General features: G+C 38.8%; 9 protein-coding genes. 4 read left to right on the forward strand and 5 right to left on the reverse strand.

Annotation, left to right across the window (positions count from 1 at the left end; translation table 11 throughout):
• Positions 1-54 precede the first annotated feature (54 nt).
• Positions 55-1,203: an ergothioneine biosynthesis protein EgtB gene (egtB, locus tag L2567_RS11975; protein ID WP_235298015.1), complete on the forward strand. Its 1,149-nt coding sequence runs from the start codon at positions 55-57 to the stop codon at positions 1,201-1,203.
• Positions 1,204-1,206: 3 nt separating this feature from the next.
• The gene (gene egtD / locus L2567_RS11980; RefSeq protein ID WP_235298016.1) at positions 1,207-2,178 is read left to right on the forward strand and encodes an L-histidine N(alpha)-methyltransferase; all 972 of its coding nucleotides are present in this window, start codon (positions 1,207-1,209) and stop codon (positions 2,176-2,178) included.
• On the opposite strand, the gene L2567_RS11985 is transcribed toward egtD, so the two are convergent.
• Positions 2,175-3,002 carry a mevalonate kinase family protein gene (locus L2567_RS11985; protein ID WP_235298017.1) on the reverse strand — a complete coding sequence of 276 codons (828 nt, stop codon included), beginning with the start codon at positions 3,000-3,002 and terminating at the stop codon, positions 2,175-2,177. The genes egtD and L2567_RS11985 overlap by 4 nt on opposite strands.
• A complete protein-coding gene (locus L2567_RS11990; RefSeq protein WP_235298018.1) occupies positions 2,986-3,621 on the reverse strand; it encodes a Uma2 family endonuclease in 636 nt (211 codons plus the stop codon). The genes L2567_RS11985 and L2567_RS11990 overlap by 17 nt, the downstream gene beginning before the upstream one ends.
• A 64-nt stretch (positions 3,622-3,685) precedes the next feature.
• On the opposite strand from L2567_RS11990, the gene mfd reads away from it, so the two are divergent.
• Entirely contained in the window at positions 3,686-7,048 is a 3,363-nt protein-coding gene (gene mfd / locus L2567_RS11995) for a transcription-repair coupling factor (protein ID WP_235298019.1), read from the forward strand.
• 84 nt (positions 7,049-7,132) lie between these two features.
• Here the strand turns inward: mfd and L2567_RS12000 are convergent, their stop codons facing one another.
• Genes L2567_RS12000 through L2567_RS12010 form a run of 3 tightly spaced genes read right to left on the reverse strand, consistent with a single transcriptional unit; the run spans position 7,133 to position 13,053 of the window.
• The gene (locus L2567_RS12000; protein ID WP_235298020.1) at positions 7,133-7,507 is read right to left on the reverse strand and encodes a response regulator; all 375 of its coding nucleotides are present in this window, start codon (positions 7,505-7,507) and stop codon (positions 7,133-7,135) included.
• 9 nt (positions 7,508-7,516) lie between these two features.
• The gene (locus L2567_RS12005) at positions 7,517-9,475 is read right to left on the reverse strand and encodes a sensor histidine kinase (RefSeq protein ID WP_235298021.1); all 1,959 of its coding nucleotides are present in this window, start codon (positions 9,473-9,475) and stop codon (positions 7,517-7,519) included.
• Positions 9,472-13,053: an ATP-binding protein gene (locus tag L2567_RS12010; RefSeq protein ID WP_235298022.1), complete on the reverse strand. Its 3,582-nt coding sequence runs from the start codon at positions 13,051-13,053 to the stop codon at positions 9,472-9,474. Before L2567_RS12010 ends, L2567_RS12005 begins: the two co-directional genes overlap by 4 nt.
• A 576-nt stretch (positions 13,054-13,629) precedes the next feature.
• On the opposite strand from L2567_RS12010, the gene L2567_RS12015 reads away from it, so the two are divergent.
• Positions 13,630-14,064: an OmpA family protein gene (locus L2567_RS12015; RefSeq protein WP_235298023.1), complete on the forward strand. Its 435-nt coding sequence runs from the start codon at positions 13,630-13,632 to the stop codon at positions 14,062-14,064.
• Positions 14,065-14,101: the final 37 nt, after the last annotated feature.

Raw genomic sequence — 14,101 nt, forward strand, 5'->3', positions numbered from 1 at the left:
TTTTTTAAACTTTTTCCACCGAACCCTGGTGAGGATATGTTGTTATATTAATTCATGACCGATATTCAACGACAATACCAGGACGTACGACAATACACTGAACATTTGTGCGAACCGCTGCAACTGGAAGATTATGTTCCGCAACCTGTCATATTTGCCAGTCCTCCCAAGTGGCACTTAGCTCATACTACATGGTTTTTTGAAGCCTTCGTTCTGGAACCAAATCTTAGTAACTATAAACCATTCCATAAAGATTTTAGCTTCCTTTTTAATAGCTACTACAATGCAGCAGGAGACCGTATTTTCAGGGCAGATAGAGGTAATATCACACGACCAGGTGTTCAGGAAGTATATGACTATAGAGCATATGTAGACAAGGCGATGGAATCTCTCCTTAAGAACGATGATTATAAAGCTTTGATCACTTTGGGACTTAATCACGAACAACAACATCAAGAACTTTTGATCACAGATCTGAAGCATACCTTAAGTGGAAATCCTATCTTTCCGGTTTACAATGAACAGTTCTCAATAATCAATGCTATCAATGAATCCTCAGGAAAAGTAGAGATCAGTGAAGGGGTCTACGACATTGGCTATCAAGGAGAAGATTTTCATTATGATAATGAAAAAGGCGTGCACAAGACTTACCTGCATCGATGCAAGCTGGATAACTACCTGGTGACCAATGCTGATTATCTTGAATTTATTAAAGATGGTGGGTATCAAACTTCGAACTTATGGCTTGATGAAGGTTGGGCATGGGTCAATGAAAACAACATTAAAGCGCCGCTTTACTGGCATAAAGTGGATGGAGTATGGCAAAACTATACTTTACAGGGTTTAAAAGTAGTGGAACCTAAGCAAATGCTTGCCCATATTTCTCTATATGAGGCCGCAGCTTTTGCAGAATGGCAAGACAGAAGATTACCTACAGAGTTTGAATGGGAAGTATCAGCTGATCAGCTGGATTGGGGAAAACGATGGGAGTGGACCAATAGTGCGTATCTCCCCTATCCCGGCTTTAAAACTGCAGAAGGAGCATTGGGAGAGTATAATGGAAAATTTATGATCAATCAAATGGTCTTAAGGGGAGCTTCTCAGGCGACATCACCTGGGCACAGCAGAAAAACCTATCGCAATTTTTTTCACGCCTCTTCGAGATGGCAGGTATTCGGAATCAGATTAGCGGATAAACACTAGTATATGACATCAACCATTGAAGTAAAATCAAAGCACCTGGAAAAAATGACAGCAAAAAGTGAATTTGAAAAAGATGTAGAAAGAGGATTGACTTCTCAACCAAAAAGGCTATCGTCAAAATACTTCTATGATGATGAAGGATCACGGATTTTCCAGGAGATCATGAATATGCCGGAATACTATTTAACCAATGCCGAATGGGAAATATTGACCAAACAATCTGATGCCATTGTTGAAAGGTTGGACTTTGGAGAAGAATTTTCAGTAATAGAACTCGGTGCCGGAGATGGGAAAAAAACTTTTGAACTATTGGCTTACTTAAAAGGTCAAGACCTGGATGTGCATTATAGACCAATAGATATTTCCGGAGAAGCCATAAAGCATCTAGAAAAGAACTTGCGCCTAAAGCTCCCCAACTTAAAGATACAGCCACTGGTGGGTGATTATTTTAAGGTACTAAGCGAACTGCCTTCCCGAAAAAAACCCGCCCTGTTTCTGTTTTTGGGATCCAACATTGGTAATTATGAAAAAGATGGTGCGATGAAGCTGATGCAGACATTTGGAAAATATTTACAATCAGGTGACAAAATGCTGGTAGGTTTTGATATTGTCAAGAACCCTCGTACGATTCTATCTGCATACGATGACTCACAGGGAATCACCAGGCGTTTTAATCTAAATCTTCTAAAGAGGATGAACCGTGAACTTGGTATGGATTTCGATCTTGATAAATTTGATTTTTATCCGTTTTACAATCCGAATAACGGAGAGGTGAGGAGCTGTATAGTGAGTCTTGAAAAACAATGTGTCAATGGATTTGAATTTGAAGAAAATGAATTGATCCACACCGAATTGTCAAAGAAATACACCTTGGAAGAAATAGCGGATTTAGCAAAGCAATCAGGCTTTCGCTTTATCGAAAACTTTTTGGATAGTCAGAAATTATTTGCTGACAGTTTGTGGGAAAAGGTTTAGGTCAATGTTTTAATTTTTATGAGATCCAGCTTTTTTTCGCGGGCCCATTCTTCAATGTATTCCCTGGTATTTGAAAACATAAGTAGAAATCCTCCTCCACCTGCTCCACACAATTTAATATTTAACAGCGAATCACCCATGACCTCTTTCCAGATCAAACGAAACGCATCGGGAATCATTTCCTGAAAATGCTCGTATTGAAACAGTGATATCTGCTCTATTGATTCCTTCAATAAAGCAAAATCATAGTTGGATATGGCATGTATAGCATTCTGATTGTACTCTTCTAAATCATCTGTATTCAAATTCTTCTGTCTAAATATTTCCACCAGTGGAGCGGTTTTCCTTGATATTCCTGTATCCAACAAGTAGAAATGTTCCATTGCCAACGGATGAATTTCTCCGGTGGCTTTTCCAGTATACGAAATCAACGGATCCAGTCCTGAGCTTGATCCATGAAAAAAATCTTCCATCGATGCCAGTGCTTCTTGTAAAGTTCCTTCAAAGGTTTCAACGAAGGCATCAAATATTGCCGCCGTCAAAGCACCTGAACTTCCAGCTCCGTATCCTATCGGGATATCAGAATCGAAGACCAATCTGTCAAATTCCATTTGCTCCAGCAGATCTTGCTTTAAAAAAATATTTGGCAAAGCTCCGAGATACTGGATGAAGGGTGATAAATTATCTTCCTGAAAAGCATTTCTGAACTTCAAACTTCCTCCAAAATTTCCTAAAGGAGCTGCAAGCGCGTCTCCTCCATTGATGACCACATACTCGCCAAATAGCAATACTTTCCCCGGAAATTTCTTAAAGTCTTTCTCCATATTCAAAATCATCCTCCTCTACTTCGAAAACCTCAGCAAGATCTATTTCAAGTTCTGGAAATATCTCAGGTCTAATTAAATCTTTGTGTTCATATACCATTGGCCTGCCATAGGCCCCTTCCTGCAATAAATATACACTGACATGCTCATCTTTAGGGTAGACTACCCAATATTCTTTGACCAGAGACTCTTCATAAATTTCATATTTAAGTTGAATATCCTTCTTGGTAGTATGCGGAGATATGACTTCAATTATAAAGTCGGGTGCTCCAAAGCAACCGTTTTCCTGTATTTTCTCAGGATCGCAAATCACACAAACGTCAGGGTGTACCACTGTATCGGAAGATTTTCCTGGTCTTCGATTAGGGATTGGAAGAATCACATCAAATGGCGCTATGAATACCTCACATTTTTTCTTCTTAAAAAATTTCCACATCATGCCATGAAGATTGCCCGCTACATTTTGATGTTTGGTCTTTGGCGCAGGACTCATTCGAAAGATTTTCCCCCTGATCAGTTCTACCATCTCATCAAACTCAAATTTCAGGTAATCACCATAAGTATAAGAACCGTCATAGGATACTGGAGGCTCTTCTACTTTATTTTTTTTCTCTTCCATGTGTGGTTCATTTTATTCAATCTACTAAAATACTTAAAAATTATATCTTTGCGCCGTGGAAAACATGAATACCCTGCTCGGTCGCTACCGAGAGGATGAGCGGACGAAACATATTTCAGAATTGGTAGATTCTGATACTCCGAAAAGGATATTGATCAATGGATTTATCGGAGCAGTGGATAGCTTTGTCCTGGCAGGAACGTATGAAATTGCTAAAGGAAATCATATTTATATTGCTAATACAAAGGAAGAAGCCGCCTATTTGCAAAACGACCTTTCTAATTTATTCGAAAACAAAACCATTCACTTTTTTCCCGATTCTTTTAGCAGGCCCTTGAGGTTTGAAGAGTTGAATAAAAGTAATGTGCTTCAAAGAACCGAAGCCATCAATAAGATACTTCTTTCTAAAGCTGAAGGACATTTTATCATCACTTACCCGGAAGCGGTCTTTGAGAAAGTCGTCTCACCACAGCTTTTGGCAGAGCAGAAGATAGAAATTAAGGTAGGTGAAAAACTTGATCCAGACACCATTATTGAAATTCTGGTAGAATACGGATTTACGCACGAAGAATTTGTTTATGAGCCAGGACAATTCTCGGTTAGGGGAGGAATTGTCGATATATTCTCATACGGAAATGAATGGCCCTATAGAATAGAGTTATTTGACGACGATATCGAAAGTATCAGGAATTTCAATCCGACAACTCAATTGTCGATCAGAAATATCAAAGAAATATCGATTATACCAAATGTCAATTCCGAATTTACCAAAGATGATAAAGTCAGTTTATTCGAAGTCTTTGATCAAAACACGAGTGTTTGGATTCAAGACATGGAGGTCTTTTTAGATAAAATACAAACCAGTTTTGAAAAGTGTATTGACTTTGCAAATTCTTTAAAAGGTATTGATGATACCAATGAATTAGAACAGCTTTTTAAAGAACGCGCATTCATTCTGCCGGATCAAACCCTGGATGAAATAGAAAAATTTCATACCATTCTTTTGAAAAAACCGCACATTGACCTAGCATTAGACGCTGAAATCAACTATAATATCAGTCCTCAACCCGCCTTCAATAAAAACTTTAAAATATTAATTGAAAATCTGGAGGGTAACGAACGGAAAGGATTGACCAACTTTGTTTTTGCCGAAAATAAAAAACAAATCGAGCGATTCTACAGCATTTTTGACGATCTCGATGCCAAAATGGCTTGGTTTCCCATTAATATTTCATTGCATGAAGGTTTCATCGATAATGATCTTAAAATAGCGGTCTACACCGATCATCAGATTTTCGATCGTTTTCATAAATATAAGCTGAGAAAAGGCTTCACGAAGGAGCAAGCCATGAATCTCAAAATGCTTCGTGAATTGAAGCCAGGCGACTATGTGACTCACATTGACCATGGTGTTGGTAAGTATTCGGGGCTTGAAAAAATAGACATCAATGGTCATGTCCAGGAATCGGTTCGCCTCAAGTATCTGAACAACGACATCCTTTATGTCAGTATCAATTCACTTCATAAAATTTCCAAATTCGTCGGTAAAGACGGAACTCCACCTCGGCTTAGCAAAATCGGAGGTGATGCGTGGAAAAAGATGAAGGCGAAGACTAAGAAAAAGGTCAAGGATATTGCCAGAGAACTCATCAAACTTTATGCACAACGAAAAGCAGCAAAAGGATATGCTTTCCCACCAGATGGATATCTCCAAAATGAATTAGAAGCATCATTTATCTATGAAGATACACCTGATCAGGAAAAAGCAACTGCGGATGTGAAGGAAGACATGATGATGGAAAATCCAATGGACCGGCTAATCTGTGGAGATGTAGGGTTTGGTAAAACCGAAATTGCCCTGAGAGCAGCTTTTAAAGCTGTGGTCGGAGGCAAGCAGGTTGCGGTACTTGTTCCAACAACGATACTTGCTTTACAACACTATAAGACGTTCGATGACCGACTCAAGGAATTTGGAGTTTCAGTAGATTACGTGAACCGTTTCAGAAGTACCAAGGAAAAGAATGAAATCTTCGAAAAGCTGAAGAGTGGTGAACTGGACCTGGTGATTGGAACCCATGGGTTGTTGAATAAGAAGGTAGGATTTAAGGATTTGGGGCTGCTTATCATTGATGAAGAGCAAAAGTTTGGAGTAGCAGCTAAGGAAAAGCTTAGAAATATGAAGGTCAATGTCGACACACTAACATTGACAGCTACGCCCATTCCGCGAACATTGCAATTTTCATTGATGTCAGCTCGTGACCTTTCCATTATTAAAACACCACCTCCTAACCGACAGCCTATTCACACCGAGCGTCGAATTTTCAATGATGAAACCATCAAAGATTCCATTTATTACGAGTACAACAGAGGCGGGCAGGTTTTCTTCGTTCACAATCGGGTAAAATCACTTCCTGATATCACGGCGATGGTCCGTCGACTGGTGCCGGAAGCCGATGTTGCTATGGCTCATGGTCAGATGGAATCAAAGCAGTTGGAAAAAACCCTGCTGGATTTTATTGATCGAAAATATGACGTGCTGGTTTGCACCAATATTATTGAAACCGGGCTGGATATCGAAAATGCAAACACCATCATCATCAACAATGCGCATCAATTTGGACTGAGCGACCTCCATCAACTCAGAGGCCGGGTCGGTCGATCAAATAAGAAAGCTTTCTGCTACCTTTTTGCACCACCTTTATCTGTGTTAACTCCGGAAGCCCGCAAGCGGTTGAAAACGCTCGAAGAATTTTCGGATCTGGGGTCGGGATTTGAAATTGCTATGAAGGATCTGGACATCAGGGGAGCAGGAAACTTACTCGGTGGCGAGCAAAGCGGCTTTATATCCGATATCGGTTACGAGACGTATCAAAAAATATTGGAAGAAGCTGTTTTGGAATTAAAAGAGACCGAATATAAAGACGTTTTCAAAGAAACATTGGATAAAGAAAGGACCTATGTTCGTGACGTTGAAATCGAAACGGATATCGAGATGCTCATCCCGGACGAATACATTAATAACATCCAGGAAAGATTGCGAATCTATACACAATTAGATTTACTCGAAAATGAAGAACAACTTAAGAAGTTTCAGGATAAGATTGCTGACCGTTTCGGCCCTATACCCAAAGAACTGCTCGAATTAATGGATGGCTTAAGGGTGCGATGGTTATGTAAGAAGCTGGGTTTTGAACGCCTATCTTTGAAGGGAAATAAGTTGAGAGCTTACTTCTTAAGTAATGCGCAGTCCAGCTATTTTGAATCCAGGCAATTCAAGCATATTATGGATTATGTCAGCAAAAATTCTGAGCGAAGGAAAATCACGATGAAGCAATCACCACGCTTTTTAATTTTGATTAAACAAAAAGTCGGAAATCTGCAGCAAGCCCGTGAGTTTCTTGAGCTGCTACTTCAGGAAACCGCTTAGGAAAACTGATCTACGTATGGCTGCTCATTTTCAAAAATGTCACTTTTGCAACTTCGTATTTTCTGATCAGTATTCATGAAATGATCAATTGGCTCTCAGTTTCTCCTTCAGTAGATTAAAATCTAAAGGCTTCGTTAAAAAATCATCCGCTCCTAATTTTTGGGCAGTTTTGAAATTTTCGTCATCTCCATATGCAGTAACCATCATAACCACTGGTGGAGGCGCAACATACTTTGTTTTTATCCGCTCCAGCAATTCGAAACCACTCATTCCCGGCATATTAATATCGCTTAATATCAAAATTGCTCCATGGTCCATATTTTTAAGCCTTTCTAGCGCTTCTTCGCCGGAAAAGGCAAACATGAAATCTAAGTCGCCTTTGCGAATTTCCTTTCTGAACCGCTGTAGAAATAAATCTTTAACGTCTGTCTCATCGTCAACTACCAATATCTTTTTCATCTGGTTTTTTTAATAGGGTAAATAAATTTTAAATATAGTATAATCATTTTCTTCCGTACTGACTTCTATTTTTCCATCGTGTGCTTTTACGATATCATAACTCATGCTCAAACCGAGTCCTGTTCCCTCGCCAGTAGGCTTGGTCGTAAAAAAAGGTTGAAAAATCTTTTCCACTACTTCCTCAGGTATGCCATTTCCATTGTCTTTGACACTAATGATTATATGATCATCGACTTTCTCAGTGCTTACTGAAACGATTGGTGAGTATTCATTCCCTGCCTCTTCAGATTGTGTCTGCTTTTCTTTGACAGCGTAAAAAGCATTCGTAATTAAATTAAGTAGTACTCGACCCATGTCTTGTGCCATGACTTGGATGAGACCAATGTTGTCATCAAAATCAGTATCTAATTGTGCATTGAAGGACTTGTCTTTTGCGCGGAGCCCATGGTAGGCCAGTCTTAGATATTCATCTGCGAGCTTATTGATATCCGTAGGTTCTTTATCTGCAGTACTTTTTCTGCTGTGTTGTAACATGCCCTTAACAATGGCATCAGCTCGCTTTCCATGATGATTAATCTTATTGAGATTTTGACTAATGTCAGCAGCAATTAACTTTGCCTCTTCAATGTCACCTTTTTCCATCTCCTCATTCATCTCATCAATCAGTTCATTGCTCAATTCACTAAAATTATTGACAAAGTTTAATGGATTTTGAATCTCGTGTGCAATCCCTGCAGTAAGCTCGCCGAGGGAAGCCATCTTTTCGGATTGGATGAGTTGGGCTTGTGTCTGTTTAAGTTTTGTTAATGTTTTTTGAATTTCTTCTTTTTGCGATGCCAAAAGAATATTAGCTTTTTGTTTCTGTCTATAACTGCGATATAAAATGAAACCTAAAACACTCAAGCCACCTAGAATTGATAAAAAAGAATAAGTCCGAAATCGGCTCTCACGTTCAATTCTTTCTTTTTCTTCCCGGCTTGCGTTCTTTTCCCTTCTAAGCAGCTCTTGTTGAAACGCCGCCATCTGCCCCAACTTTTTTTCGTTGAGTTCGGTTCTTTTATCATAGGCTAATTGCAAGTAAAATAACGCACTATCTTGGGGACCGACCTGGAGGAAGTAATCCGAAAAGTGCTCATAAACATGTGAAATATCTATTCCAAATACCTGAATTTCCTGCAGATCGTTCATGATTTCCAACGCTTGAAGCGCATAGAAATAGCTGGAATCGAGCTCTTGTATTTCTGAAAAGGTTTTTGACAAGGCAAAATTATTAAAGGCTTGCCCAATAATATTCTCTCTTTTTGTGGCATCTCGCACTCCCATTGTAAAAGCCCTCCTGGCAGCCTCATAGTTTTTCCACTCATATTTAGCCATGCCATCAAGGTATAAAAGAGTAGAATAATTAAATCCTACCTGCTCAGCTGGATAAGTTAATGCCTGTTCCATGAGTAGTCGGGCGGAATCCACCTCATTTCTTTCTAAATGAATTAAAGTAAGACCACTTAAGCAATAAACTATATTCACTACATCATCTCTCTTTTTGGCTAATTCGTAAGCTTTCTCATAGTTGATTTTTCGTTCCAGATTATTTCCTGTCGCACCCATCAAGTGCCCAAAATTGAAATACAGATTAGCAAGACGTAAATAATATGACTTTTCAATAGCAGGATTCTCAGGAAACTTTTTGAATAAACTAGAAATTTCTTCGCTTTCCCAGAATTCAAAAGCTTCCCTATAAATTTTATATGACTTTGCAAATTGACCTGAATTGGTTGCATTAAAGCCGAGATAACTGAAATTGTCATCCATTCCCTCAGCGATTACAATCTTGACTGAGTCGTTTTTGGTGTTATTAAAAACGCCTAACATACTGTCTAACTCAACATTATCAAAAGAAAAATCCTGTCCACTTCCTTGACGAATACCAAAAATGAGCAGCAGAGTTAATATGAATGCGTTCCTATTCATTGATGTGGCATCTTAATGCTAAAGGTAGTCCCCACTCCCTCCTCAGTTTGCACTTTTAACTCACCGCCATGCCCCTTTGTCACAATATCATAACTCATGCTTAAACCAAGACCGGTCCCCTCTCCAGTAGGTTTTGTAGTAAAAAAAGGTTGAAATATTTTATCCATCACTTCACTGGGAATACCGCCACCGTTGTCCTCAACATCAATCACAACAATGCCTTTTTCTTTTTTGGTGCTTACTGATACAATAGGTGAATATTCTATTCCCTCCTGGTCTGATTTGCTCTTTTTCTCTTTCACTGCATAAAATGCATTGGTAATCAGATTGAGGATAACTCGGCCTATATCTTGCGGAATGATGTGGATTAAACCAATACTTTCATCAAAATCAGTATCCAATTTTGCATTGAAAGATTTGTCCTTGGCACGTAATCCATGGTAAGCCAGTCGTAAGTATTCATCTGCCAGCTTATTAATATCTGTTGGTTCATTTTCTGCTGAGCTCTTCCTGCTGTGCTGCAACATGCCCTTAACAATGGCATCTGCCCTCTTTCCATGATGGGTTATCTTACTGAGATTTTGTTGAATACTGACTGCGATCAACTTGGCTTCATCGATGTCACCGCTTTCCAATTCTTCGTTCATTTCATCCATTAACTCATTGCTCAACTCACTAAAATTATTGACAAAATTTAACGGATTCTGAATCTCATGTGCAATCCCAGCTGTCAGTTCTCCAAGCGAAGCCATTTTTTCAGATTGGATGAGTTGGGATTGTGTAGATTTTAGATTTGCTAATGAAGTTTTGAGCTCCTTTGTTCTGACATTGACCTTTTGCTCTAACAGCTTATTTTCTCTTTTTAATTTTCGAGCACGCCATACAATGTAAGCTCTAAGTAGGCTTGCCGCAATGACAGCAAATATTAAGTATGCCCACCAGGTCTGCCACCAGGGAGGTTTGATTCGGAATTGCAGATCTACAGGTGATGACCATAGCTGATTTACTCCCCGAGAAGCGACCTTGAAAGTGTATGGGCCAGGTTTAAGATTGTAGTAATTTTTTGAGCTTGTTTGAGTATTTACAAATGTCCAGTCTTCATCGTTACCTTCCAGGATATATCGATAGTTAATCTTATCTGTGTTATAGATATCACTACTTCCAAAATTAAACCTGAGACTATTCCGATCATAAGGCAAAACAACTGAATCCATCTCCACTTCTTCATCCATTACATACATGCTCGCCAGATGTATCGACGTAATGCTACTATCAGGTTTTGGAGCTTCGTCCATGATCAGAAGCTTGAAATCAACTTCCGGGGTGGCGACTCCCGACCAAAACTGGCCATTCTTTAAAAATGTGGGGGAATTTTGTAAGTAGTCATTGGCTAAAAAACCATATCCGGCATTATAATTTATATAACCAGGTTGCTGAGTTCCGGAATATTTATTAACGGGTATTAAGCCATTAACTGATGCAACGTAGACTATGGAGTCTTTTTCTACTAAATCATAGGTTTCATGGGGAATAAGGCCATTTTCAGCCTTCAAATTTGTAAGCGTTTTGTCCTCAAAATTCAGTATGGAGACACCTTCCAATGTACTTACCCACAGCTCACCCTCTTGAATTAATCTAACTACGTTTGCATTGTTATCACATAGCCCTTCCGTCTCTGATAAGTATCTCAAGGTTTTATCTTTCACATTAACATTTGCAATGCCTTTGTCATTACTGTTGCCAAACCAAAGGTTATCTGCACCATCATAAGTAAAGTTAACTTGTACTTCATTTTTCAAAACGTTCTGGTCCGTACTGGACACCAATTTTTTAAGTCTTCTAGCCTCGATATCATAAAAGTACAGGCCATCTGTAGCATACAGATAAAAGGTGTGTTCATTGATCATCTCGATATCCCATATCTCTCTCGTGACCTTAGAATTACTGAGATATTGTGTCATTTCATTTTTCTGACGATCATAGATGGAAAAGCCGTTTGCAGCTGCTCGAAACAAATATTTATCGGGAGTAATCTCCTTAATAAAGCCAATACTGACATTTCTATTGTTATGTAACTGATCTTGCGATAATGATCTTATGGTGCCCTTCTTGGGATCAATGATGTTAATTCCGGCAAGCGTACCTAGCCATATTTCCCCTCGAGAATCCTCCATTATGTTCCATACCTCGTCATGCATTAAGCCAGTCGACGAATCGAAATAACTCGTCTTAGGAGTAAAACGATTGGCAATTAAAATCCCTTTTCCCACAGTTCCTAGCCAAAGGGTTCCATCCTTCCTCTTTATACTTTCTAAGCGCTGGTTCACAGTAGTTAGATCTTTGCTTGTGCGTATCTTTTTAAATGAACTGACATCTTTGTCTAGAATAAAAATATCATTAAGGCCTGTTACCCAGAAGTTCCCTTCATTATCTTCCAATATGGAATGGCCTGAATTATCATAGCCTTGTTCAGATGTAAGGGTGGATATTTTTGTCTTATCACTTGAGATTCGAACTAACTTGGCTTCATCTGTATTTATCGCTTTGAAATAGGAGTAAAGGGATATCCATATGGAGCCGCCCGAATCTTCAATTATATCAGAAACGCCAGAATGTCTATTTTGAATTCCGTCAATTGCTATATCCTTAATAGACTGCCTTTTCTGATCAATGAGCATTAGACTGTCCCTTGACCCGAGCCACACATTGTGCTGACTGTCTTCGAAAAGTTTAGCAGCGAAATTATCAGTGTTCTTTATCTTTCGAAAATTTTCGAGCTCAGGATCGATGGTGTAGAAGCCATCGCCCCATGTAGCTATATAAATCATTCCTTCATGATCACACATGACATCTCCACCAAACAAATTTTCGTCTTTGCGGGCAATCTTATATTCAACGTTGCTTTCAAAATCCAACATATATATTCCACTATTTCCTGCTGCTAACCATAACCTTCCCTTCTTATCAGAAGCCATTCCGAATATTGCATTATAGTTATAGATGGAAGCATTTTCACCCTCGTATAGATATAAGCCTGACGGAGTTGCAGTATTTCCTGCGCCTACCCATAATGATCCATCTTCATTCTCCAGAAAGCTTAAATACCTGTTGGTGCTCAATCCTATATCTGTAGTCAGTTGTAGTAAATTCGCGTTAGCCTCCTCCAAGATAGAAGGAGTTGGCATCTTTATAATTTCGGGCTTTTTGATGGGTGATTGAGTGATTGTATAGGGTACAGAATCAAATTCTAAAGGCGCTTCACTGAAACCATCCCAGTTCAGATCCTCGATAAGCATTGGTTTTTTCAAGGGTCTGAATTGGTTTAAATCAAAAGGTTGACTTGGTAAGGCATCTACATTCAAAGGATAGGTCACTGGGGTCAGCAGAGTATCATCCGCTATGGTTTCCCACTCGAAAGGCTCAGGATCTGTAAACTTAAGCGGAATGGTTTCGGGAATCTTGTAGTTACCGACCTTGGTTTCTGTTGCAGATACGCTGGTTTTCTGACAGGAAAAAAACAACAAACAACTTGCTAAAATTGCTATCTGTATAAAACCAAACTGATTTTTGATTGTCATTTTGCTTAGGTTTTGGGGCTTGATATCGGTACATTGGATTGATAATTGATTTTTCTGAACTTTTAATCTTCTGCTCTTGCTCGCTTGTATGGCTAATTCGACTTTCGCATAAAGTAGCAAATTTTTAGATTGATCATCGGCAAGCAGACGTTTGAATAAACTTCGAAAGAATAGCATCATTAGGTTTGAGGTTATCAACATCCAATATAATTCAATAACATCTTATTTTTGAAATAAAGCATTCATTTGTTTTATCTCGATCTTAAGGCCAATGTGGACGTGGTGATGAATCCATTTTTACTTATTCTTGAAAGTCAAGCAGTTAAATCTTATTTGGCTGGGAAGATACATGGTCATTATTTCATTTATATCAGATATACCCATAGTGTATGTGCTCGAGATGCTCAATTCTGCAAATGTAAGAGTCGCACATTAAAGATAGTCAAGCTTAAGGATAACACTTAGTGTCATTTGTACACCAACTATTCCCTCTAGCATTTCGTAGAAAAAATCATCTTCACGACAACAAAGAAGGATTAGTTAAGTTATATTTATAGTACAGCTAACCCATTGACAATGAAAAGAATCTACCTTCTTGTGTTTTCTTTTTTGATTTTAGGCCAATGTTACCTTCATGGCCAGGACAAGCACCTGGGTGATTCTGAAAAACCTTACTTAATCAAATCTATTTTTTTCGGAGGGGGTTCCTATTATATAGACGAAGAACAAAGAGATGGCGTCTTCGAATTCTTAAATAGTGTGCTTCTAGAGAACTACGAAATTCATATTCACTCTCATACTGATAACATTGGTAGTAGAAAATTCAATGAATGGCTCTCACAAATGAGATCCGGGGCGTCTTATGAAATGTTGGAAGAAGGTGGTTACTTAATGGACAACATTTTTATTAAAGATCATGGTTTTGACAATCCGGAGTTTGACAACACCACCTGGGAGGGTCGCGCTAAAAATCGCAGGGTAGATATCGTTTTATGGCCATTGCCCTTGTAACTTAAGTTTTATTTCCATCCAAGCAGATTATTTCTAT

Source organism: Portibacter marinus, assembly GCF_021533195.1.
GTDB classification, from domain to species: Bacteria; Bacteroidota; Bacteroidia; order Chitinophagales; family Saprospiraceae; genus Portibacter; species Portibacter marinus.